The following is a 23,036-nucleotide window of genomic DNA, read 5'->3' on the forward strand; positions in this document are numbered from 1 at the left end:
GAATGTGGTGCCCCCGTCCGAAAACGCAAGGGCAGATACTCGAAACTTAGCGCTAACCCCAAAAATCGGGGTCGATATTGCCCGGCGCGTCCTGCCGGACACGCCGCGCTCCAAAGCAATTCCAGGAAAGCCGAGCCGCCCTAGGAGAACAGCATCGCCGAAAGCTTGCGGCGGGCGGCAACCGTCGCCGGATCCTTGAAGCCCCAGACCTCGAAGAACTGCAGCAGTTGCCGACGGGCGCCATCATCATCGAAGGCACGATCCTTGCGCATGATCAGAAGCAGATGTTCGGCCGCTTCGTCGCGCCGGCCTTCGACATTGAGGATCTTGGCGAGCTTCAGCCGCGCCGCGTGATCATCGGGATTGGCGGCAAGGTCGCGTTCGAGCGCAACGGGATCGCCAAGCTTGCGGGCCTCCTCGATCTGTTCGAGCTTCTTCAGCACCGCCTGGATGCCGGCTTCTTTCGACAGCTCTTCCGGCAGCTCGGTCAACACCTGGCGCGCCCGCTCATGCTGGTTTGCGGCGATCATGCATTCGGCCATGCCGGCGAGCGCCTTGGCATTTTCGGGATCGGCCTGCATGACGGCGCCATAGAGCTGGGCGGCTTCGTCGATATTGCCGGCGGCAAGCAGTTCTGCCGCTTCCGCAAGCACGGCTTCGATCTCGGCCGCCTCATCGGCGCCGGCCGGACCGGCGATGCGGTCGATGAACTGCTGGATCTGGCTTTCCGGCACCGCACCCATGAAGCCGTCGGCCGGACGGCCGTTGACGAAGGCGATGACGGCCGGGATCGACTGGATGCCGAGCTGGCCGGCGATCGAGGGATGATCGTCGATGTTCATCTTGACCAGCCGAACCCGGCCCTTGGCTTCGTTGATCACCTTTTCCAGGACCGGCGTCAGCTGTTTGCACGGACCGCACCACGGCGCCCAGAAATCGACCAGCACCGGCTGCTTGCGCGATTCCTCGATGACGTCCTTGCCGAAATTCGCGGTCGTCGTTTCCGTGATGTAGCTGCCGGCCGCAGCTGCGGGTGCCGTTGCTGCGCCGAAGCTTGTCGTCGCCGTCATCTGATTTCCGAAGGAACCGTTATAGGGGTTGTCGCTGCCGCTCATAGGTATCTCCCGCCGCGCCGATCCTGCCGGCGTCTTTGCCAAAGCATGTCGCGCAAAACTGTGGTGCGGTTTTACGACAAGGACATGCGCAAAACCAAAGACTAAAGCGCCGCAAGCCAATCTGAAAGATCACGACGCGCTTTAGCGCTAAAATCGTATGTCAGGACGTCACTTTCAAGACAAGCGGCTTGTGCCCGGTCGCCTCCATGAAACGGATGAGATCGCTGCTCGCAATCGAGGTCGTCGCATCGTTGGACAGCGGATGGCAGTTGACGATCTCTTCGCGCATCAGATCGGCATCGAGCACGAAGGTGACATTCTCCGCGGTATCGTTGATCGCGCCGAACGCGGTGACGGCCCCGGGAATGACGCCGAGATATTCCATCAGCTTTTCCGCCCTGCCGAAGGAAACCCGGCCGGACCCGCCGATCAGATTGTGCACCTGTTTGAGGTCGACCTCGGCATTTTCCTCCACGGTCAGCAGAAAATACCTGTCCTTCTTGTCCTTGATGAAGAGGTTCTTGGTGTGACCGCCGGGGATCTCGTCACGAAGGGCAACCGATTCGGCGACGGTGAAAACCGGCGCATGATCGACCGTCTTGTGGGCAATGCCGAGCCCGTCGAGGAAGGCAAACAATTCGTCTCTTGTCTTGGGGGTATTTTCGGACATCGGGCAATCCATTCGGCGGAATAACAAAATCGAGGCGCCCTGCTTAAGTCCGTCCACATCGTTTGGCAATCTTCGGAACCGACGCTCTACCCCCACATTTGCGGCCTTTCCGCCCGTCCTCCTCTGACACCAGAATTTTTTCTTCGCTTCTCCGTCATTTCCCTGTTGCATTTGAAAACCCGTTAGGCCATATAGCGCCCGTCGCCACGAGGCGGCGCCCACGGTCCAACAACTACCCCGGACCGATGTGGATTGAGCGGGTGTAGCTCAGGGGTAGAGCACAACCTTGCCAAGGTTGGGGTCGAGGGTTCGAATCCCTTCGCCCGCTCCAAATTTCCTAGCATTTTCAACAAGATATGAAGTGCCCTTCTGGGCGCTTCCGTATTTGGTTTTTCCGAGGGACCAAATAGGTACCGTAAGTCGATTACCGCCAGGATACAGGAGTTCTCCAGCGGCCCCTACCGGGGCCGGGTGATCACCAAGGGTTAACTGTTCGAAGAATTCCGTGGATGGTCGGATGGACATATGAACTGGAGTCGAGGTTCATGCCGTGCGTCCGTAGGCTTGTTCGATGCATTGGAGCCGGTCACCACGGGCGACCTTGAGCCGGTGGCGGAACCACTCGTGTTTGATGTCGCCACCATCGCGAGCCGTCCGGAGCTTCGGAAGGTTGCCGAGTCCATCACGCCGGAAGCCCGCACCATGGCGGCCGCCGCCGACTTGCCGCCGCCGGTGGCATCGACTCGAGAAGCGATTGACGCCCGCCGCGCTCTTCGCCGCCAGCGCATCGAAGTCGAGAAGGCCGAAGGCGCGCGGGACGCCCGTGGCAATAAGGTGGCTGCGGCAAAGATCAGTAAGAAAAAAATCTTGCTTGATCTTATGCGGCGTGAGGATGGCGCCACGCAAGCCGAGCTTGAAACCGCTACCGGCTGGCAACGCCACACCTTGCGCGGCTACATAGCGGGAACCCTTCGCAAGCAACTCGGCGCCATAGGCTACGCGATTGAGTGCGCGTGCGGCCGTAATGATGTGCCAACCCGCTACTTCATCGAAGCCGCCAAGGCCAAAGGCGGTGTCGCTTGAACCACACCGCCCCTATCGAGACGATGAGCTAAGACGCGGCGAAGACGTGGAAGGTGGACCACGCCACGCGTGAACTGGTGTTGGAAGCGCTGGACGCCACCGCTCGGCATTTCCGGGAAGGCGGTGGCGCAAGGCAAAGCGCCCCCGCCTCAGTCTACGAGGGGGTCCGAAAAGCGCCTACCGGCCCAAACGGAAGGTACGCCACCGACCAGCTTCCTTGAATATGGGTTTAGCTGGCACAAGCATCCACCTCAGTTGTCCACCATCGGCAGACCTTCATGCATGAGAGCTGTTCGACTGTTAGGGGCTTCCAATCTGCGGAGAGGTCTGTTTCCGCCTCGATGGTTATCCTGCGATGAGCATTAAGCTCTGGGATGGCTTTATTGATCCAATATATTTCAACCCCGGCGTTGGTAAGGTCCATCGCCAATTCCCTTACGGCCTTGAAATCGAAATCCGGAGTACAGGTAATTCCGTTAGATTTTATCGAATATTTAGATTTCCGCGTCTGATACGGAATGTCATTTTCTTTCAGAACATTGATAACCTGATCGTTGTCCGCATCCTTAAAGAAGTATAGCACGCTGGCACCCTTGTACAACGGCGCGGTTATCACCCCATTGCAATTCTTGTACCCCACTTCTGCCCACTTTAAACTTTGATCTACACGCGGATAAACTTCCGATGGGACGCTTCGAAGCTCTTCGATAACGGCTTTAAGGGGCCCCCACGGTCGATTCATGCGGGCGACCGCGCAAGCGCCGGCGTAATCAGCCTCTAGCTCCTTCTGAGTATCGGGGATGGTTTTTTGGCGCAGCGTCGCATGGTGGTTTATAAGGTGACCAAATTCGTGACCAAGCACGAAATCTAGCTCCGTTTTTCCAGTATTAATTCTGCTAAACAGCCATGTTTTATTATAAATAATATAATTAATACTTGTGTAATCGTCCGGAAGGCCATCATCTTTACTTGATACATAAGCGTTAGCGTTCTCCGAAAAACCACATGGGACAAGCTTGACCTCGAAAAGGACTCCCGACCGTAGCTTAATACTCTCGATTTCGGATTTTGCCTCACCTTCACCCACACCCAGCAGAACATCGCCTTCCTGCAGATCTGCGACGGTTTGGTCTAAATTGAAAGCTTGCTTGATGCAAATAATCGCTTCGACGGGCGACAAGGCAAGCGCCGCGTTAGGGGCAAAAGCAGTGAGTAGTAAGCCGAGCGCCAGCACTGCCGTTGACCTAACAACTGATACCTTTAGGGACATTATTCGACCTCCCCTGTAGCTACATCAACCTCTTGAAGGTTCGTTGGTGCGACTCCGGAAGCGGCGTTGCACTTGCTGACATCGAGAAGGCCGTTTCCTCGCAACTGGCCGTATCCGCGAAACAAGTTTTGTTCGCAGTAACGCCTTCGCACCAAGCCATTTAGGACAACGCCCTTTGCGCGAACCCACCTAGGAAATTCTCGGGCCGCCGCCTCGTAGTCGCCTTTGTTTAAGTGCTTCAACATCGTGGATTTGCTGAAATTCTTTGCCCCGACGTTATAAACAAAGGCCATCAACGCTCCGAACTGCCGGTTCGTCAGGTTCACCTCAACAAGGTTTTGAACTATTCGCCTCGCGGGAATCGTGTCTCGGATAAGAAGCTCAGTACCTCGCGCTACAGTTAGCTCTGGCGAAAAGTCGCCAAGACCGTAGTCTGTGAGCGTACCGCAACGTGCCTTAGCGATGAGATGCCCAAAGCCAATCGTACAGTACCCCACAGGATCGTCGTAAACATTTGGGTCCCACCCTTCGAAAGTCTTCACCAGTCCGATGGCAACGTTGAGGATTCTGCGGGGAGGACCACTTTGGGCAACCGCAGGAAGCTGCCCATCAATAGACTCGAGCTGCACTTGCGACTGAGTCTGCTCGTCAGCTCTAAACGGCTCGAGAGCCTCCTGGGATAATGCTGAAACCGTAGAAAGCAGGATAATGCTAACAGTAATTCCACAGCGGCGCATCGTTGATCCCCCGACTAAAGCAAAGATTTTGTTGTGCTCTTTGGAATTTCCCAGCTTTTATTAGCCCCCGTTAATATATACCAATAGACTTGACCCGTTGCAAGCTGAAGTAGACAAATATTCAACCTAAAAACAACTGCGCCGTTTGTGGGGAAAGCAAAATCTGGAAGAGGCAATATGCAGATTGCATATTTCATAACCACCCCAACAGATTCTGCGGCTAGCCGCGATGTGCGCGGCCACGCTCCCCGCATGACGCCACCCTATGGGAAGGACCCGTGAATTGTCTCGCTGCGTCGGTGACGGGAGTTGCGCCGCCGCATCAGGGTCACTGTTCGCCCCGTTAGGCCGATTATTGCGGAAGTCCTTAAGCTGCAACGCCAATCAGTTCGCGACCCTCGTCGCACCGCCGTGGATGTCTAACTGAACGTCGTCCCACCTTGTCCCAAGGTTTGTCCCAGTTTTTGTCCCGCGCTTCTACTTGTTTTTATTAGAAAAATTCGAACAGCAACTGAATGGGACAGGCGGGACGGGAAATTAAGATACAAAGTTTTGGCATCGGCGCTTTGGGTTGTGTACGCTATATATCTACTCTGTCTGTCCCAATGATAAATATATATAATAGTAACAGCTATTTAGGCGGGACAGGAAGCGGGACAAACCCTGGGACGTGGTGGGACAGGCTGTCCCACTTCGAGCGATAGCGCGCTTTAACCGGGTGAATTGAGCGCTTCGACAAACAAGTCGAACTTATGGGGAAGATGAATTTGAGATAGTTTAGCGACAACGCGAAACGCAGACGTCTTCGTCGAGGCGATTTGCCATATTTCGCGGATATACGATCGAAATCACTTAGCGACCTTTTGCGCGTTTCTCAGTGACTTTAATGCGCGTGCAATTAAACGCGCTAGCGAACACAATCACTTTATCCCACATATACGGCTGAGCGTTCGTCAAGTTTTTAATTGACGCTAATGTCATTCTGACTGATAGTTGAATTGCTTCTGCGGTCAAATTCCGTTTGACCTCGCAATCGAAAGCTCGCCAGGTGTGGTAGCCTGACGAGCTTTCTTTTTATCCGCTGACTATTGCGGCGGTTCGTTCTTACGTCGGAACCTGTCGTAGATTTGGATAACTGCCACTGCTGCGGCGGGTATCCCTAGGACTATTAGAGTAATTGCTTCTGCGCTCAAATTACGTTTCACCTCACTTTCGCTCGTCGTTTCAACCAATCCATCGAAACCGGTGGTAGACGGCTCAATGGACATTTTGTCCGCTGCCTCGATGAAGGCATAGACCCCAGCGCGATCTGTAACCAGATCACAAACCTTTTTCTTTCAACCTACCTCAAAGCCGGGCATTGTTTAGATTACCTGGCTTACTAAGAACGAAACGTTAACCATTGTCTCACCCTTCTTGGTTCCTTTCAACCGGGGGGTTGTGCATTGCGTTACGGAAGCGTTGAATTCCTTTTAAGTCCTAATCGAGAATACAATAGTCTGCCTTTTGATCCTTTGCATCAACATTCGCCTGCATCAGAAGGGCAGAGAGAGTCCGGCTCTATTCAATAGCTTCAGGTCAAAACTAACTTAGCGCAAGGGCAAGTTTGCTAACCACAAAATCTTGTTGATGCGCTGCGAAAAACAATATGGTCGAAACCTCTCCCAAAACCAATAAGTCCAGCTGATTTATCAAGTCCACATGTCCCGAACCTCACACCAATGAAATCCTTTCTCGACGAATTGCTTCACATTCACTCAGCGTCCCGACCGAAGACGCCGAATAGCCTCTTGATTCCAAGGTGCCTGTTGAGACTGTGCAGAAATTGATCTTGAAGTCGTAAAACCTCGGCACGCAAAAACATGTCGCTGCCACCGACCACACCTTCTTCTAACCAACAGACCGGCGGTCCGAACCAATTAGCGAAACGGCACACATTGGAATATCTAGGTTGGGTATTCGGCGTGGTGGCGTGCGTTTGCACGGCGGCCGCCGAGGCTTGAAGGTGGAGACTTTGTGGCCAGCATGCCTAGCGGCGGAAACGATGACATTTTACGGTAGGCGCAACTACAGGATTTTGCTCATACTTGTGTCCTCGACAGGGCGACTAGCTCTTTGACGAACTTCACCAAGCCATCGACGTGAAGGCGATCTGTCGCCAGGATTTCTTTCAAGATGCCGAAAGCGTGAGTGCGCTTCGAGAACGATAGCCGAGCGTTGGAAAGGCTATTGAATAAGTCGTTTAGAAGATTGGCGGCGTCCACCTTCGATAGCCACTGCTCGTCCTTACAATCGCCGTTCCATTCCCCGCCGGCTTTGTATTTGGCCGCGCCACCTTCCGCGATCAGAAACGCCTCGACCGCTTCGATCGAAACTGGCGCGTCATCGAGTGATGCATTCATGACTGACGCAATCGCAGCTGGGTGAAGCAAGTAGCACTCGAACATCCGCCGCGGCAGAAACAGCAGCCGGCCTTTGGCCCGCTTCGAAAGATCCTTCATCTGCCCTTCGTTTAGCCCTTCCGCATCAAAGGCAAATGCCGCCGCGCTAGAGAGAACTGACGCCGCGCTGCTCAAGCGATCGTAGATATCGAAGACCAGGTCGGGCCGAGTGCGTTTCGCAGTAAAGTCGCCGGTGGCAACGACGGCCGTAAATTGCGGCGCCCGCTGTTGGCGCTCGTTCGAGCTGTCGTCTCGCGTTTCCTCGAAAATGAACGGGAAAGCCAATTCTTCGGTTGGCCCCTCGACCCATATGATCCGGTCTGACGCGAATACGTCTGTCATCGATACGCCAAGCTCGTTGGTAAGAGCGCGCAAATGAGCGATATTTTCAACGTTGATGGGCACCACAGTCGAAGTGAAATCGGTCTTCGTTACCAGATGGATTGTCGACGGCGTGCAGGCTGACAGCACCTCTGGAGAATGCGTTGAGATGATGTATTGATGGCCGCCATAGCGGCTTTCAAGAATTCGGACCAAAGCCTTAGCTGCCGCCGGATGCAGGAAGCTGCTTATCTCGTCGATTACGATGACGGCTTCATCCATCATCATCGCAACGGTTAGGATAGCAAGAACTTGAGAAAGGCCAGTGCCGCTTTCGTTCAAAGGTGTGGCCAGTTCCCGGTGTTGCTGCTCAAGCACGGGCCACACGAGAATTTCGAGGTCTGATGACCCGCTCGGGCTCGAAATGCTTAAGTTTCTGACCGTGGGAAAAATGTCTCGCATGTGCTGTTTAAGCGTATTGAAGAGGTCCCCGCGGTTACCCTGCATGCGCATTAAGACTGCCGGCAAATTCCCTGCATCGGGCTGCAGAACCTCAGACAAGTTGATCGCGCATCGACCAACATTGTAACGCTGTGCGTCGAAATAAAAGACGGCTTCAGCCCACCGCCCATTGATAATTAAGCTTAAATCATTGCCTCTGTCATAGGCGACGAATTGAGGGCCTGTAAGCGTTGGTAAAAAGGCACCGCGCCTCAAATTCTCCCCGTTCGGGGCTGGCGGGTTGTTTATTATAGTGCCGTTTTCACTCCGTTGAATTGCTAAGGCCCACCTTTCCTGCGAGAAGAGAGCACGTGCGGTCGGCTCAAAGTTCAGGGTAGGGCCACCTACATCCCACGCGATCTCCCAACCGTTTTTTCGCCAGGTTCCATACAATTCCGGTCCCGAAAACTGTACCGTCGCAAGTTGCACGGACGGGGTAAGAAGTTCGGCACGAAAGGTCGTCGCATTGCGATGAGGACTTTGCTGAAAGTTCGACCGGAAGCTCCGCAATAAAGCTGACTTGCCTGTGTTATTCTGGCCGACGAAAAAGTTGATCCGTGGCCCCAGCTTGAGCACTTCGGTGCTCGCGAAGCTTGCATATCCATTAAACTGTATTTCAGTGAATTTCACGACTCGCTGCCCCATCCTGAGTGTTCAAACGGAACACCGAGTCGCTTTTAGCTGTCAATTCCGCCAGATGCCGTGAGATCGTCGCACATGGCTGATCATTGAACGGCAATTTTCTCTGCCGCCCTTCTAGAGCCGAAACTATTGCACTGGGAAACAAGCATGTCTTTTCCTCAATCAGGAAGGGGATAAGTCTCAGGTTTAGGCTCGGATACGCCGACTAGCGCTCCCTCCGCGCCGCCTTTTCTTCAGCGACGAGAGCCTTCAGCTTTTCAACGTTCTGTTGATACTGGTAGGTGAAATTACCAAAAGGATGGAACATCCCAGTTTGGGAGCGCCAACCTCCCAGGTTCCAGCCGCCCTTGATAAACTCGGGAGCCACGTAACAAAACTCTAGTGCTCTAGTCAAAAATGTAAACATGTCGAAATTTTGGAAATAATCAAAGTCAGGCTCCCCGCCGTGAACAAAGTAGTTTCTGCAATTTACTGCACGATCAATGACATAGTCCAAGTCCTTGTAAGAAGGACTGGTAGTTTCCGTTAAGCAAGATACCCAATACTTTATTTTCGATTTTAGCTTTGGCTTTGAAAGGCGCGCCAGTTTCCGATATTCTCAACCGCTCCGTCAATGGCCAGAAGCTTGCTGAGATCGCCGATCAGCTAGGCATCACTGAAGATGCAGTACAGAAACGCCTCACAAGAGCCCGCGATAAAATCGAGCCGGTCGTCAAAGAAGTCTTTACCGAATATAAGCATGAAGTGGGTAGTTGGTCGAATGGGGCGAAGGATATTTTCATGGATTTCGCTGCTCTTCTTGCACTGGCTCTTTTTCTCGTATCGGCCTGGTTCGGGCTTCCGAACCTGGCAGCCGATATCGAGAAGCAAATGGGAGCAGACGCAAGAAAGTACGAAAATTCCCGCTCGACGGCCAATAGCGAATACGAAGCCCTGCAAAGGCGTGCGATTGCTGCAGCGGCGGCTAAGAACACATCGCGGTACGTGACGCGATAGCGTCAAAGGCCTGGTGGCGACTGAGCATCAGTTGCCCCCGCTAGCCTGCCAGGGATCGTCACCCGCTGGGCCGAAACCGCTCTGTGGTTACCAAATACCGGAGCAGACAGGAGCCGATCGCCCGTTAGAGGGCCGTCGGAGCAAAAGGCGGCGCATTCAAGCGTCCCTGCCCTATCACAATGACCGTACAATGAACCTGGGCACGTGTAATCCCATTGTAGAGGAATCTGCGTAAGTGCTCGTGGCTGCCTGTCACGTTCTGCGGCCATAGCACAATGACATTCGCAAACTCTCGGTTTTTGGCTCGCTGGATTGTCATCGCCTGACGACCTCGATGTCGTCGGGGACCCAGACGGGCATGGTTGCGCACTGCGTCACGAACAAACTCCGTGACCTGGGCAGCACCAAACTCCGCCTGCCCCGTTACGCGGCGGAGACGGTCCATACGCTTGATCGCTTGCGCGACAGCGGCATACCCGGCTGCCGGAGCGAGAGCTGACCGAAAATCGGACAAGGCCGCCATGTCGGGCAAATTGATATCCGTAAGTAGAGCATCAGCTTCTTCAGTATCGTAACGATCCCACATAAGCGGAAACGGACCAAAGGTTTGGCCGTTTCGCGTTGTCCAGGTCCGATTATGCACGTCGGCAAGGGCATTGCGGACCAGCTGATGGCTCAAGTTCGGACTCACAATCGTCACATCACCCGTCCGATAGAAAATCTCATCGGCGATGGTGCGGGCAACGATGCCGGCGTTCGTGGCGAATGATTCAACCAGCCGAAAGCCATTCCCGGACCAAGTTGGCCTTTGTCCCTGGCCTTGCGTCAGGACCGCCTTGATATCTTGACCTTGCCGCACCGCCAAGGCGGCTGCCAACAATCCTTGGCGCTGGGTGCGCCGGGGCTGCACGAGATGGTGCACTTCTCCCGCACCTTCCAGCCAGCCCATCAAGGGCACGGTATCGCGGCCATCATGAAGGCATTGGAAGGCATCAGCAGCCGCGACAATGCTGCAAGACTGGGAAAGCCCCTGGAGAATGCGCATACGGTGCTCGTCGAGATCCTGCGCCTCGTCGATCAGCACGAGCGGAAAACTCCTGGCTACCCAATTTCGGACGGCATCATATTCCAAAAGACCGGCCGCCAAGTTGCAGGGGCCGTCAAATTGATCTAGGGGAGCGACCTGTTCTTGCATCGCCGGCGTGATTAAACTCCGTCGCCTTGCCGCAATCATTCGGGCGAAGACGTCAAACGTTTGGCAATCAAAGCGCCGACGGAACGCCTGGTTTTCGCCAAGTCGCGCATCAAGGCGACGCCGCGCACCGTTCATAAAGGTGAGCGCGAGAAGCTTTTGGCCACTGCCCAGTGCCCCGTCTTGAACGAGTTCATCGGCCCTATCTACTAAATTGTGGGTCTTGCCGGTGCCTGCGGCGCCTTCAAAAAAATCGAATGTCATGACGGCACAAACCGGAAGACATGCATATTGGCCGTAGAAGCTTCGGCCACAGGTTCGAAAAGCTGCGTATTCGCATTCTCCGGGTTGCGAAGTACTTCGCACAAACCCTTTAGCAACTGCATGGCGACCAACCGGCAAGCTGCATTGGCCATGAGGGCGACCGCAACGGTTTCGTGGGTCGGCGCGTAGGATTTTCTTGTGAGTAGGTAATCGGTGAACGCCTGCCGATCCGCGAAAGGCGACCCCAATGCCGTTTCAAGAATGCCCAGCATCACCGCCTCGTCCGCGCCTGCGATCCACGAAACGACGTGCTCCATCGCCCATCCTTGCGGCCAAAAGACAACACACCGGGGCGGTGGATTGCTGTTCTTCACAGCGTCGAAGTAGCCCTCTCCGTCGCTGTCGCCATCCACAAGAATGCACGACCGCGCATGTACCGCGTTGACCAGTGCGAACGTATCAGCAATCTTGGCATCGATGGTCGGAACGATACCGACGAAAGTGGAAAGCAGCGGTTCGTCGTCGGTAGCGTTCCCCCAGCCCTGATGCTGTTCAAGCGCGGTTTGCAGCGTCTCAAGCCATGCGACATCCGACACGCCTTCGGGGATTAGAACACATTCGAGCATGAGGGCTGCTACCAGTTTTTGCCGCCACGCAAAGAGCAAATGCTGCTGATGATTGCTCGGCTGGGCCGGCACGGTATTCATAAGCGGACGAGCGTTCAAAACACCATCGCGCGTTTCAACAAACAGCGTGTCGGGCGCGGGAAACATCGCGGCCACGATAGGCGAGTGGGTGGTAATGATCGTCTGGTCGCACAGTGCATTTAGACGATTGACCAATCGTTTTTGTTGGGATGGCTGGATATGCAGCTCCGGTTCTTCGACGGCCAGCACAAACGACTGGCCGGCCTGCGCCCGCGCCCTACCGAACTGCATGAGCAGAAGAAGACTTTGCAAAGATACAAGCCCGGTCCCCTGACGTACCGAGGGAAGGGTCGGGCCGGTCCCTTGGACGAAATGGGGGATGACGCTTTCCAGAACGGAATCGCTGTCCGTCGCGGTCAGGCGCAATTGTAGTCGCGGTGCGCTCGCCATAAGCGCCCGCAATTCCGTATTGGCGGCGTTTACGATATCGGAAAGTCCCGCCTGGTTTTCGAGCTGTTCCGCCTCGGGTGGATTCCAAAGCCGCTGGCGCTCAGCGCGAACGGCCTGCGCGGGAACTTCCCCGCGTGTGGCCACCACGCGGCGGAACAGTTCAGATGAGAAGGAAATCCAGCGGTCCCAGGTACGAGACGCCGGAACCAAGAAGAAGCCCAGCTCCTGCAGTACTTTGGCGTGGATGGTGCGCAGATGCGCCTCTTCCGCAAACGGATCGCCGAGAGTGACTTCGTCATCGACGAAGAAGCGGATGGTTTCGGCTTCCAGCTCGTCCAGATCGAAGCGAGCGGCAAATCCGATCTGCACCGCAAGATCGGTGTGCTGGGCGGTCGGCGCGTCGCTGAGGGTCTTCGCATCGGGGTCGAGCCATTTCTCGACGCCGCGCTCGGCGCTGAACCAGGAAGGATGGTGATGAGGATCGTTGGGACCAAAACCCGTCACGGTGGCGATGCAAAGAATCCGCGACATTTCATTGGGTGCGCTGCCATGGAAATCGTGTTCGGTAAGACGGCGTACCAGCCGGTCGCGGCCGAAAAGCAAAGCCAGCGCTTCGATAACGGTAGTTTTGCCAGCGTTGTTCGGGCCGACAAGCACGGTATGGGAGCCGAGCGCAACATCCGCTGAACCCACTCCCCGGAAGCCGGATATTTTCAGGCGTACGACATGCATTTGCGTATCTCCCCTCTCCACCGGCAGCGAGCGTCAGGTTCCCCGTACCTGATATACCCTCCATCCCTGGGATTTTCGCAGGCCTAGTGGGAGTCTTACGCGAAGTGCAAGTAATCCGAGCTTATATAAGGTTGTACTTGGGCGCACTAGAGGACGCGCACTAGTGATTTCCGGTGTTTCGTAATGCGCGTGCAGAGGATATGGAGCCGGGCTGCGGCCGCACGAACTCGCTATGCGTTCTGTGTCCGGTTTTCGACCAAGAGGCAGAACCTTGCCTTCCAACTCGAGGCATTAGAGTGTGCGAAACTGCGACGCAGTTTTGAGGCGGCGAACTGAGGGTGTTGCAGCGGAGATCAGTTTGTCGTTTGGCGATGGGAACGTTTGAACCAGAAGAGCGTGCATCTGATATCGAAGGTATATGCGCTCAAGGGACGAAGAAATGAGCAACTCAAAATATGCAAACGTTGAGACAAATCTATTTCCAGCTCTTGGTGATGAATTCCGGGCAACAGGAAAACTCGACCCGGTCGATTTTCTTGCAATCCTGACGTGGAAGGCAAACAGATCTAAAACCAAGCATCTGCGTCGGCTGCAGAAAGACAGCGCGTCATTCGCCGAGGCCGTCGAATCTATAGCAACTGACGTCTTCGGCGCTGAGGACGACGCGATGCGTCTCAAGACCCTGATGAGCGGTTGGGATTTCCGTCTTGCTACCGCGTCAGCGATTTTGACGGTCCTGTATCCCGACCGTTTCACCGTCTACGATGTCCGCGTTTGTGATGAAATTAAAGCGTATCATCACCTCAAAGGCCGACGCTATACCTCCTGGCTATGGTCGCAATTTCTTGCGTTCAAGGAGGCAGCGATCGCCGCCGCCCCGGCTGGCCTAACGCTTCGAGAGGTCGATCATTTCCACTGGGGCAATTCTTGGTATCGTGATGCGATGAAAATCATCGAACTTCAGCGATCGCACTAACAGATTGTCGCAGGTAGCCTCTAAAGTGCATAGCCGCATCGACTTTCTGTTCGGCGAACCTGTCGAGCGCTTCGCTGAATTCATCAGCCAGCCGGACCCCCACCATAATCTATATAGCACTTCGGAATCCCGAAATTGGTTGCGGTATTGAAATCATTGAATGTTTCCCCGCGGCAACACCGCCCAAAACGTGACGAATTTCGGAATCCCGAAGCGGGATTTTTTCGTTATGGCGACGCGGCCCGCGTTTGTCGGCAGCAATCGGCGCGGCATCCGACGGAAGAAACCGAGCCAGTCGGAGGCTCACCGATTACGGCACTCTCGACCTCGACACCGGCATAGAAGATCAAGATTGTAATTTATTTTGGTTGATTGGTTCGTTTGTAAACCTATTGTCGAAGCAAAAGGACGCGTCTTCGGATCGGATCCCGAATGTTCAGTTTATCGCAGCACAAACGCCTTCGAGTGACACCAATCCGCACCCGGCGTGTCGATGCCGGCGCTCGGGCCGGGGTGCCGGCAACGCCGACCATAACGTCCTGATTGCTCCCAACATCATTTGAGGTTTCCCATGCGCATCGCCGTCGGTGGCATTCATATCGAGTGCAGCACATACAACCCCGTCCTGAACGAGGAGAAGGATTTTCGCGTGCTGCGCGGGGAGGCGCTGCTGGCATCACCTTACTTCGCCTTCCTCAGGGATTACGATGCCGAGTTCCTGCCGACGATCCATGCCCGGGCCATTGCCGGCGGCCCGGTTTCGCGTGCCACCTACGAGTCCTTCAAGGGCGAGTTTCTCGAGCGGCTGAAGCCGTTGCTGCCGCTTGACGGTCTCTATCTCGCCATGCATGGCGCCATGTATGTCGAAGGCATGGAGGATGCCGAAGGCGACTGGATCAGTGCGGCGCGGGCGCTGGTCGGCGAGGATTGCACGGTTTCGGCCAGCTACGACCTGCACGGCAACGTCACCCAGCGCATCATCGATGCGCTCGACATCTATTCCACCTATCGCACCGCGCCGCATATCGATATCGAAGAGACGATGCGCCGCTCGGTCTCCATGCTGGTCAGGAGCCTGAAAACCGGCGAGAGGCCGGTCGTTCTCTGGGCGCCAATCCCTGTCGTGCTGCCCGGCGAGCGCACCAGCACCGTCGATGAGCCGGCGAAAAGCCTCTATGACATGCTGCCTGGGATCGATGCGATCGACGGCGTCTGGGATGCATCGCTGATGGTCGGTTATGTCTGGGCCGATGAACCGCGCGCCACCGCCGCCGCCATCATGACCGGCACCGACCGCACCGTGCTGGAGCGCGAGGCCAAACGCCTCGCCAAGGCCTATTGGGATGTGCGCGAAGACTTCGTCTTCGGCTGCGAGACCGGCTCGCTCGAGGAATGCGTCGCGAGAGCAATCGCAAGCCCGACCGCCCCTGTCGTGCTGGCCGAATCCGGCGACAACCCCACAGGTGGCGGCGTCGGGGACCGGGCCGACGTGCTGGCCGAACTGATCGCCAGGGGTGCTGCCGGCACCGTCTTTGCCGGCATCGCCGACAAGGCGGCGACCGAGGCCTGTTATGCCGCCGGCATCGGCGCGGAACTGGAGCTCAGCGTCGGCGCCTCGCTCGACACCAAGGGCAGCAAGCCGGTTCAAGGCCGCTTCACGGTCAAATTCCTGCACGAAACATCGGATGCCGCCGACCGCCAGGCGGTGGTTACGATCGGCGGCATCGATCTCGTGCTCTCCGCCAAGCGCCGGCCCTATCACAATATCGTCGATTTCACCCGGCTCGGACTCGACCCGCATCGGGCGAGCATCATCGTCGTCAAATCGGGCTATCTCTCGCCGGAACTGGCGCCGATCGCCAACCCGAACCTGATGGCGCTATCAACAGGTGTCGTCGACCAGTTCGTCGAGCGCCTGCCGCGGCTGCGCAAGCAGCATCCGACCTACCCGTTCGACAAGGATTTTGCCTTCGAGCCGCAGGTCTTTCTCTCCGCACGCTCGGTGCAGGCCTGAGCTTCACCTGAACCAATTGCGTTTTCCTGGATGATATTGTCGATCGCGGCGCCGCCCTGTCGCCACGATCGACTGTTTTCCCCATAGCCGGAATTGAGCAAAAAACGGGCAGATTTCGATTTGCACAAAAAAGCGCTTGACGGTCGGGGCAATTTGGTTTGCACTGAACCAATAGAAAATTGGTACGGACCATTTAGCGAATGCCGATGGATGAGACGCAGGGCAATTCGAATTATGCGCTGGAGAAACTGCGGGCTCTCCTGCAGTCCGACAGTCTCGACGCCGACGGCAAGCTGCCGACCGAGCGCGCCCTTTCGGAAATGCTTGGCGTCGGCCGCCGTGCCGTCCGCCGCGCCCTCGAAGTGCTGGAGGCCGAGGGCCGCATCTGGCGCCGCCAGGGCTCCGGCACCTATGCCGGCCCGCGCCCCGACGGCTGGAGCGATCATGTCGGCTCCATCGTCGCCGACACCGATCTCATGGAAGTCATGGAGGTGCGCCTGCGCATCGAGCCGCAGCTTGCCCAGCTTGCCGCCATGCGCGCCAAAGCCGCCGATATCGAGCGCATGTATGATCTGGTGAAGAAGATCTACGAAAGCACCGATGCCGACGGGCGCGAACTCTGGGACGGGGCGCTGCACCGCCAGATCGCCCAATGCGCCGGCAACGGTTTCTTCCTCACCATCTTCGACGTCATCAACCGGGTGCGTCAGGATGAGGCCTGGCAGACGATCCGTGAGCGCGCCCGCAGCGCCAGCCGGACGCGGCCTGTCACCTTCGGCCAGCACACGGCGATCGTCGATGCCATCGCCGCTCATGATCCTGCCAGGGCGGGCGAAGCCATGCGCCAGCATCTGCTGACGCTGCAGGAAAGCCTCATCCGCATCACCTCGCTCGATCACAGCGAAACGGAGGTCGACAAGACCCTCGCCTGAACCGGGAGGTGAGCAGGGAGAAAAACAGAGCGGGCCATAACCGCCGGTATGGAAGCAAAAACCAAGCAAAATAGAACAGAGGAGAATGGAATGAAGATCGCCAAATTGCTGACCTCCACCGTTGCCGGCGCCCTGTTTGCGCTTCCTGCCTTCGCCGTCGACCTGAAGATCGGCCTGCAGGACGATGCCGACGTGCTTGATCCCGCGCAGTCGCGCACCTTCGTCGGCCGCATCGTCTATACCGCGATGTGCGACAAGCTGGTCGACGTCTCACCGGACCTGAAGATCGTGCCGCAGCTTGCCACCGAATGGAGCTGGTCGTCCGACGGCAAAGAGCTCACCATGAAGCTGCGCCAAGGCGTCAAGTTCCATGACGAAACGCCTTTCAACGCCGAAGCCGTCGTCGCCACCATCGAGCGCAACATCACCCTGCCGGAATCACGCCGCAAGAGCGAGCTCAGCTCGGTCGCAAAGGTCGAGGCGACAAGCGAATACGAGGTCAAGTTCACCCTCAAGGCGCCTGACGTCACCCTTCTTGCCCAGCTTTCCGATCGCGCCGGCATGATCGTTTCGCCGAAGGCCGCCAAGGAACTCGGCGCCAAGTTCGGTGATCACCCGGTCTGCGCCGGACCGTTCAAGTTCGTCGAGCGCGTCCAGCAGGATCGCATCGTGCTCAAAAAGTTCCAGGACTACTGGAACAAGGACAAGATCTTCATCGACAAGCTCACCTATCTGCCGATCCCGGATACGACGGTGCGCCTCGCCAATCTGCGGTCCGGCGATCTCGACATGATCGAGCGCCTGGCGGCGACCGACGCTGAAGCCGTGAAGGCGGATTCGAGCCTCGTCTATGCCGACGCCGTCGGCACCGGCTACATGGCCCTCTATACCAATATCGGCAATGGTGCGCGTGCCGACAATCCATTCGGCAAGGATAAGCGCCTGCGCCAGGCCTTCTCGCTGGCGATCGACCGTGATGCCGTCAATCAGATCGTCTATGAAGGCACGGCCGTCTCCGGCAACCAGCCCTTCCCGCCAAGCAGCCCGTGGTTCGACAAGGATATTCCCGTCCCTGCCCGCGATCTCGACAAGGCCAAGGCCCTGATCAAGGAAGCCGGCTTCGACCGCGTGCCGATCGAGCTGCAGATCCCGAATAATCCCGTTGCCATGCAGATGATGCAGATCATCCAGTCGATGGTCGGCGAAGCCGGCTTCGACGTCAGCCTGAAATCGACCGAATTCGCCACGCTGCTCAGCGAGCAGACGGCCGGCAACTATCAGCTCAGCCGTTCCGACTGGTCCGGTCGTGTCGATCCCGATGGCAACATCCATCAGTTCATCACCTGCAAGGGTGGCATCAACGACACGAAATACTGCAATCCCGAGGTGGACAAGCTGCTGAACGAAGCCCGTGCCTCGACCGACGATGCCGTGCGCAAGCAGAAGTATGATGCCGCCGCCGTCATCCTGAACGACGATCTGCCGATCATCTATCTCGGCCACCAGTCCTGGATCTGGGCGCTGCACAAGAACATCACCGGCTTCACTCCCTCGCCGGATGGCATGATCCGTCTCGTCGGCGTCAAGAAAGCCGACTGACCAGAAGCCGATCATGCGGCGGAAACCCTCCGCCGCATGATCCCAGTCGTGTCAGGATCGCCCATGTACACTTACATCGCCAAACGGCTCTTGGTCGCCATACCGACGCTTTTGATCATTTCGATCTTCGTCTTCTCGCTGCAGAAGCTGCTGCCCGGCGATCCGATCCTCGCCATGGCCGGTGAGGAACGCGATCCGCAGGTTCTCGAATTCCTGCGCGAGAAATACCGGCTGAACGATCCCGTGCCCTATCAATATTTCCATTGGCTGGGTGCGGCCCTTCAGGGCGATCTTGGCATCTCGCTGCGCACCAACCAGCCGGTTCTGCAGCTCGTCGGCGAAAAGCTGCCGGTCACGATCCAGCTCGCCATCATGTCGATGATCTTCGCCTTTGCGATCGGCGTGCCGATGGGCATCCTGGCGGCCGTCAAGAGGAACACGATGATCGACTATATCGCCAACATCATCGCGCTGACCGGTCTGTCGATCCCGAATTTCTGGCTCGGCATCATGCTGATCCTGCTGGTCTCGGTCAATCTCGGCTGGCTGCCGGCATCCGGCTACGAACCCTTCTTCAGCAATCCGCTGCGTTCGCTGGAAACCATGCTGATGCCCTCCTTCGTGCTCGGAAACTCGCTGGCCGCGACCCTGATGCGGCACACTCGCTCGGCCATGCTCAGCGTGCTCAGCGCCGATTACATCCGCACCGCCCGCGCCAAGGGCCTGCCGGAAAGCACCGTCGTGCTCGAACACAGTTTTCGCAATGCGGTGCTGCCGATCGTGACGTTGACCGCCCTGCTTTTCGGCGAACTGCTCGCCGGCGCCGTGCTGACCGAGCAGATCTTCACCATTCCGGGTTTTGGAAAGCTCATCGTCGACGCCGTCTTCAACCGCGACTACGCCGTCGTCCAGGGCGTGGTGATCTGCACCGCGATCGGCTTCATTCTGATGAACCTCCTGGCCGACATTCTCTATGTCCTGCTCAACCCGCGCATGAGGGCCGCCCTATGACCGCGATCGGAGAGACCGGCATTCCGGCCGCGATCGACCGCACGCCGAGCCGCGCCTGGCGCAAGCTGAAGGCCAACAAGGGCGCCCTCGTCGGCCTTGTTATCATCGCCTTTTTCGCGATCCTGGCGGTCGCCGCCCCCCTCCTTCCAATTCCCGATCCGAACGCCACAAGCTGGTCGGCGATCCGCAAGGCCCCGTCCGCCGCCCATTGGCTCGGCACCGACGACATCGGCCGCGACATTCTTTCCCGGATGATCTGGGGCGCGCAGGCGTCGCTGATGGCAGGCGTCTTCTCGGTGGCGATCGCCGTTGTCATCGGCGTGCCCTTCGGCCTTATCTCCGGTTATTTCGGCGGCTGGATCGACATGGTGATCTCCCGCATCACCGAAGCCTTTCTCGCCATGCCTTTCCTCATCACCGCGATCGCGCTTGCAGCCTTTCTCGGTCCGAGCCTGACCAATGCGATGATCGCCATCGGCCTTTCGGCCATGCCCGTCTTCGTACGGCTGACGCGCGGCCAGGTGCTCTCGGTCAAGACCGAGGAATATGTCGAGGGCGCCCGCTCGATCGGTCTCCGGTCTTCGAGCATCATCACCCGCTATATCCTGCCGAACGTCTTTGCACCGATCCTCGTGCAGGCGACGTTGACCGTCGCCACCGCGATCATCGCCGAGGCGAGCCTCTCCTTCCTCGGCCTTGGACAGCAGCCGCCGGCCCCGAGCTGGGGCTCGATGCTGAATGTCGCCAAGAACTTCCTCTCCCAAGCACCATGGATGGCGATGTGGCCGGGTGCCGCGATCTTCCTCGTCGTCATCGGTTTCAATCTTTTAGGCGATGGCCTGCGCGATGCGCTCGATCCGCGCGAAGCATGATTTCTTGAAAGGACATTTGACATGACCGCATTCACGACCCGTCCAGAAATCCTCGGCACCTTCGGCGTCGTCACCTCCACGCACTGGATCGCCTCGGCGGTCGGCATGAGCATTCTCGAAAAGGGCGGCAATGCCTTCGACGCGGCGGTGGCGACGGGCTTCGTGCTGCAGATCGTCGAGCCGCACCTTTGCGGTCCGGGCGGCGACCTGCCGGCGGTGATCTATTCGACGAGGAAGGACAAGGTCGAGGTCATCTGCGCGCAAGGCCCCGCACCCGCTGGCGCAACGATCGAACACTATACGGCGGAAGGCCTGAGCCTGATCCCCGGCGACGGGCTGCTTGCGACCGTCATCCCCGGCTCCTTCGATGGCTGGATGCTGATGCTGCGCGACTACGGCTCGATGAGCGTGCGCGATGTGCTGGAACCGGCGATCTATTACGCCGAGCGTGGTCATCCGATGCTGCCGCGCGTCTCCGCCACCATCAAGGGGCTCGCCGCCTTCTTCGAGAAGGAATGGCCGACCTCCTACGAGACCTGGTTGCCGAATGGCAGCGTCCCCGAAGCGCATGCGAATTTCAGGAATCCGGTGCTTGCCGAAACCTGGAAGCGCATCATCGCCGAGGCCGAGGCGAAAAGCGGGCGGGAAGCGCAGGTCGAGGCGGCCCGCGACGCCTTCTATCGCGGCTTCGTCGCCGAGAAGATCGACGACTACCTCAAAACCGCCGAGGTGATGGATGCGAGCGGCAACCGCCACAAGGGCGTGCTGACCGCGACCGACATGGCAAGCTGGTCGGCAACGATCGAGGAGCCGCTGACCTATGATTATCATGGCTGGACGATCGCCAAGATCGGTCCCTGGGGCCAGGGTCCGGTCTTCCTGCAGACCCTGTCGATCCTCAAAGGCTTCGATCTCGCCGCGATGAACCCCACCGGCGCCGATTTCGTCCATACCGTCGTCGAGGCGATGAAGCTCGCTTTCGCCGATCGCGAAGTCTATTACGGCGATCCTGATTTCTCGGAAATCCCCGTCGCGCACCTGCTGTCGGAGACCTATGCCGCCGAGCGCCGCAAGCTGGTCGGCGCAGACGCCTCCTTCGATCTTCGCCCCGGCATCGTGCCTGGCTTCGAGGCGCAGCATGATCTGACGATGACGATGCTCGGCGCGGATTCCAAGACCGGCGCCGTCTACGAGCCGACTATGGCGCATCTTTCCGAAAAGCGCGGCGACACCGTGCATATCGACGTGATCGATCGCGACGGCAACATGGTCTCCGTCACGCCGTCCGGCGGCTGGCTGCAATCCTCGCCGACCGTGCCCGGCCTCGGCTTCTGCCTCAATTCCCGCGCCCAGATGTTCTGGCTGAAACCAGGCCTGCCGACCTCGCTTGCCCCCGGCAAACGGCCGCGCACGACGCTGACGCCGTCGCTCGGCCTTTATGAGGGCCGCCCGACGCTGGCCTTCGGCACACCCGGCGGCGACCAGCAGGAGCAGTGGCAGCTCTCCTTCTTCCTGCGCTACGCCCATCACAAGCTGAACCTGCAGGCGGCGATCGACCAGCCGCTGTTCCACACCTCGCATTTTCCAGGCTCCTTCTATCCGCGCACCCGCGAACCCGGCAGCCTGATGGCGGAAGCGAATTTCGGCCCCGACGTCCTTGATGCCCTGCGCCGCAAGGGCCACAAGCTGACGGTCGCCGATGTCTGGACGATCGGCCGGCTGACTGCCGCAAGACGCGATGCCGATGGGCTGTTGCGTGCCGCAGCCACCCCGCGCCTGATGCAGGCCTATGCGGTCGGGAGATAGACATGACCTGGTCAATCGTCGCCCGTGACCCTTTGACCGGTCATCTCGGCATTGCCGTCGCGACCCGCTTCTTCGCCGTCGGCGCTCTCGTGCCGCATATTCGCGGCGGCATCGGCGCCGTTGCGACCCAGGCCTTTGTCAGCCCGCTTTACGGCGTCGACGGCCTGTCGCTGCTGGCCGCCGGCAGGGCGCCCGAGGAAATCATCGCCGAACTGACCGGGCGTGACGCCGGCCGTAATCAGCGGCAACTGCACCTCATCGATGCGAAGGGACGCAACGCCGCCTTCACCGGCGCCGCATGCATCGACTGGGCGGGACATCTGATCGATGAAAACGTCTCGGTTGCCGGCAACATGCTCGCGGGACCTGACGTCGTCACCAAAACGCTTGCCACCTACAACAAGGCGCTGGACAAGCCCTTGGCCGAACGCCTGCTCTTGGCGATGCAGGCAGGCGAAGATGCCGGCGGCGACAAGCGCGGCAGGCAGTCCGCCGCCCTCGTCATCCACCGCGATCAGGATTATCCGTGGCTGAGTATCCGCGCCGACGATCATCCCGATCCGCTCGGCGAACTTGTCCGCCTCCATGCAGTGGCCAGTGAACGCTACCTGCATGTCGCGGAGACAATGGCGACGCGACAAAATCCGAACGGCATGACCGACAGGCGCGAGATCGATGAAAAGATCGCGACGCTGGAAGCGGCCCGCATCGCGGCAGACAGGCCCTCCGCCTCCTTCGCCACGCCTTTGAAGACGTAACCCAGAG

The 23,036-nt window shown here is 57.9% G+C and carries 18 protein-coding genes and 1 tRNA gene; 11 read left to right on the plus strand and 8 right to left on the minus strand.

The window, feature by feature from the left end; all coding sequences use genetic code 11:
• Nucleotides 1-140: 140 nt before the first annotated feature.
• Nucleotides 141-1,115: a thioredoxin gene (gene trxA / locus FHX10_RS23315; protein WP_184390353.1), complete on the minus strand. Its 975-nt coding sequence runs from the start codon at nt 1,113-1,115 to the stop codon at nt 141-143.
• A gap of 160 nt (nt 1,116-1,275) precedes the next feature.
• Nucleotides 1,276-1,785 carry a prolyl-tRNA synthetase associated domain-containing protein gene (locus FHX10_RS23320; RefSeq protein ID WP_025554689.1) on the minus strand — a complete coding sequence of 170 codons (510 nt, stop codon included), beginning with the start codon at nt 1,783-1,785 and terminating at the stop codon, nt 1,276-1,278.
• Nucleotides 1,786-2,041: 256 nt separating this feature from the next.
• On the opposite strand from FHX10_RS23320, the gene FHX10_RS23325 reads away from it, so the two are divergent.
• Nucleotides 2,042-2,116: transfer RNA gene (locus FHX10_RS23325), tRNA-Gly, on the plus strand.
• Between the two features lie 194 nt (nt 2,117-2,310).
• Nucleotides 2,311-2,868, plus strand: coding sequence for a DUF3489 domain-containing protein (locus FHX10_RS23330; protein WP_210294452.1), 558 nt, complete (start codon nt 2,311-2,313; stop codon nt 2,866-2,868).
• Between the two features lie 229 nt (nt 2,869-3,097).
• On the opposite strand, the gene FHX10_RS23335 is transcribed toward FHX10_RS23330, so the two are convergent.
• From FHX10_RS23335 to FHX10_RS23350, 4 genes are all read right to left on the minus strand, one after another.
• On the minus strand, nt 3,098-4,138 hold the full coding sequence (locus FHX10_RS23335; protein WP_184390355.1) for a hypothetical protein: 1,041 nt from the start codon (nt 4,136-4,138) through the stop codon (nt 3,098-3,100).
• Complete coding sequence (locus tag FHX10_RS23340) at nt 4,138-4,875, minus strand: lysozyme (RefSeq protein WP_184390358.1); 738 nt, start codon at nt 4,873-4,875, stop codon at nt 4,138-4,140. Before FHX10_RS23340 ends, FHX10_RS23335 begins: the two co-directional genes overlap by 1 nt.
• Before the next feature lie 2,081 nt (nt 4,876-6,956).
• Nucleotides 6,957-8,768 carry an AAA family ATPase gene (locus FHX10_RS35615; RefSeq protein WP_184390360.1) on the minus strand — a complete coding sequence of 604 codons (1,812 nt, stop codon included), beginning with the start codon at nt 8,766-8,768 and terminating at the stop codon, nt 6,957-6,959.
• A 217-nt stretch (nt 8,769-8,985) separates the two neighbouring features.
• Complete coding sequence (locus tag FHX10_RS23350; RefSeq protein ID WP_246781254.1) at nt 8,986-9,366, minus strand: HEPN domain-containing protein; 381 nt, start codon at nt 9,364-9,366, stop codon at nt 8,986-8,988.
• On the opposite strand from FHX10_RS23350, the gene FHX10_RS23355 reads away from it, so the two are divergent.
• A complete protein-coding gene (locus FHX10_RS23355; protein WP_184390365.1) occupies nt 9,345-9,776 on the plus strand; it encodes a sigma factor-like helix-turn-helix DNA-binding protein in 432 nt (143 codons plus the stop codon). The two genes, FHX10_RS23350 and FHX10_RS23355, sit on opposite strands and share 22 nt — an antisense overlap.
• 124 nt (nt 9,777-9,900) lie before the next feature.
• On the opposite strand, the gene FHX10_RS23360 is transcribed toward FHX10_RS23355, so the two are convergent.
• Together FHX10_RS23360 and FHX10_RS23365 are read right to left on the minus strand one after the other, a co-directional pair.
• Complete coding sequence (locus FHX10_RS23360; RefSeq protein WP_184390368.1) at nt 9,901-11,232, minus strand: ATP-dependent helicase; 1,332 nt, start codon at nt 11,230-11,232, stop codon at nt 9,901-9,903.
• Nucleotides 11,229-13,061, minus strand: coding sequence for an ATP-dependent endonuclease (locus FHX10_RS23365; protein WP_184390370.1), 1,833 nt, complete (start codon nt 13,059-13,061; stop codon nt 11,229-11,231). Before FHX10_RS23365 ends, FHX10_RS23360 begins: the two co-directional genes overlap by 4 nt.
• A 439-nt stretch (nt 13,062-13,500) precedes the next feature.
• Between FHX10_RS23365 and FHX10_RS23370 the strand changes: the two genes are divergently transcribed.
• The 8 genes from FHX10_RS23370 (at nt 13,501) to FHX10_RS23405 (ending at nt 23,029) form a co-directional block, all read left to right on the plus strand.
• Entirely contained in the window at nt 13,501-14,037 is a 537-nt protein-coding gene (locus FHX10_RS23370) for a hypothetical protein (protein WP_184390372.1), read from the plus strand.
• Nucleotides 14,038-14,608: 571 nt separating this feature from the next.
• Nucleotides 14,609-16,051, plus strand: a complete 1,443-nt coding sequence (locus FHX10_RS23375; RefSeq protein WP_184390375.1) for a M81 family metallopeptidase — start codon at nt 14,609-14,611, stop codon at nt 16,049-16,051.
• A gap of 200 nt (nt 16,052-16,251) precedes the next feature.
• On the plus strand, nt 16,252-16,983 hold the full coding sequence (locus FHX10_RS23380; protein ID WP_184390378.1) for a FadR/GntR family transcriptional regulator: 732 nt from the start codon (nt 16,252-16,254) through the stop codon (nt 16,981-16,983).
• Nucleotides 16,984-17,073: 90 nt separating this feature from the next.
• Nucleotides 17,074-18,582 (plus strand): ABC transporter substrate-binding protein, encoded by a 1,509-nt coding sequence (locus FHX10_RS23385; protein WP_184390381.1) that lies wholly within the window; start codon nt 17,074-17,076, stop codon nt 18,580-18,582.
• 63 nt (nt 18,583-18,645) lie between these two features.
• A complete protein-coding gene (locus FHX10_RS23390; RefSeq protein ID WP_025554961.1) occupies nt 18,646-19,593 on the plus strand; it encodes an ABC transporter permease in 948 nt (315 codons plus the stop codon).
• Nucleotides 19,590-20,465, plus strand: a complete 876-nt coding sequence (locus tag FHX10_RS23395; RefSeq protein WP_047615675.1) for an ABC transporter permease — start codon at nt 19,590-19,592, stop codon at nt 20,463-20,465. The genes FHX10_RS23390 and FHX10_RS23395 overlap by 4 nt, the downstream gene beginning before the upstream one ends.
• Before the next feature lie 21 nt (nt 20,466-20,486).
• Nucleotides 20,487-22,271, plus strand: a complete 1,785-nt coding sequence (locus FHX10_RS23400) for a gamma-glutamyltransferase family protein (protein WP_097595959.1) — start codon at nt 20,487-20,489, stop codon at nt 22,269-22,271.
• A gap of 2 nt (nt 22,272-22,273) precedes the next feature.
• Nucleotides 22,274-23,029, plus strand: a complete 756-nt coding sequence (locus tag FHX10_RS23405; protein WP_184390383.1) for a DUF1028 domain-containing protein — start codon at nt 22,274-22,276, stop codon at nt 23,027-23,029.
• Nucleotides 23,030-23,036 lie beyond the last annotated feature (7 nt).

The sequence above is a fragment of the Rhizobium sp. BK591 genome (assembly GCF_014195045.1).
GTDB lineage: Bacteria > Pseudomonadota > Alphaproteobacteria > Rhizobiales > Rhizobiaceae > Rhizobium > Rhizobium anhuiense.

Excerpts from the sequence above, each read along its gene's own strand:
- trxA (WP_184390353.1), bottom strand. The coding sequence starts at position 1,115 with ATGAGCGGCAGCGACAACCCCTATAACGGTTCCTTCGGAAATCAGATG.
- FHX10_RS23340 (WP_184390358.1), bottom strand. The coding sequence starts at position 4,875 with ATGCGCCGCTGTGGAATTACTGTTAGCATTATCCTGCTTTCTACGGTT.
- FHX10_RS23400 (WP_097595959.1), top strand. The coding sequence starts at position 20,487 with ATGACCGCATTCACGACCCGTCCAGAAATCCTCGGCACCTTCGGCGTC.
- FHX10_RS23330 (WP_210294452.1), top strand. The coding sequence starts at position 2,311 with ATGAACTGGAGTCGAGGTTCATGCCGTGCGTCCGTAGGCTTGTTCGAT.
- FHX10_RS23405 (WP_184390383.1), top strand. The coding sequence starts at position 22,274 with ATGACCTGGTCAATCGTCGCCCGTGACCCTTTGACCGGTCATCTCGGC.
- FHX10_RS23395 (WP_047615675.1), top strand. The coding sequence starts at position 19,590 with ATGACCGCGATCGGAGAGACCGGCATTCCGGCCGCGATCGACCGCACG.
- FHX10_RS23385 (WP_184390381.1), top strand. The coding sequence starts at position 17,074 with ATGAAGATCGCCAAATTGCTGACCTCCACCGTTGCCGGCGCCCTGTTT.
- FHX10_RS23320 (WP_025554689.1), bottom strand. The coding sequence starts at position 1,785 with ATGTCCGAAAATACCCCCAAGACAAGAGACGAATTGTTTGCCTTCCTC.
- FHX10_RS23360 (WP_184390368.1), bottom strand. The coding sequence starts at position 11,232 with ATGACATTCGATTTTTTTGAAGGCGCCGCAGGCACCGGCAAGACCCAC.
- FHX10_RS23390 (WP_025554961.1), top strand. The coding sequence starts at position 18,646 with ATGTACACTTACATCGCCAAACGGCTCTTGGTCGCCATACCGACGCTT.
- FHX10_RS23335 (WP_184390355.1), bottom strand. The coding sequence starts at position 4,138 with ATGTCCCTAAAGGTATCAGTTGTTAGGTCAACGGCAGTGCTGGCGCTC.
- FHX10_RS23375 (WP_184390375.1), top strand. The coding sequence starts at position 14,609 with ATGCGCATCGCCGTCGGTGGCATTCATATCGAGTGCAGCACATACAAC.
- FHX10_RS23365 (WP_184390370.1), bottom strand. The coding sequence starts at position 13,061 with ATGCATGTCGTACGCCTGAAAATATCCGGCTTCCGGGGAGTGGGTTCA.
- FHX10_RS23370 (WP_184390372.1), top strand. The coding sequence starts at position 13,501 with ATGAGCAACTCAAAATATGCAAACGTTGAGACAAATCTATTTCCAGCT.
- FHX10_RS23380 (WP_184390378.1), top strand. The coding sequence starts at position 16,252 with ATGCCGATGGATGAGACGCAGGGCAATTCGAATTATGCGCTGGAGAAA.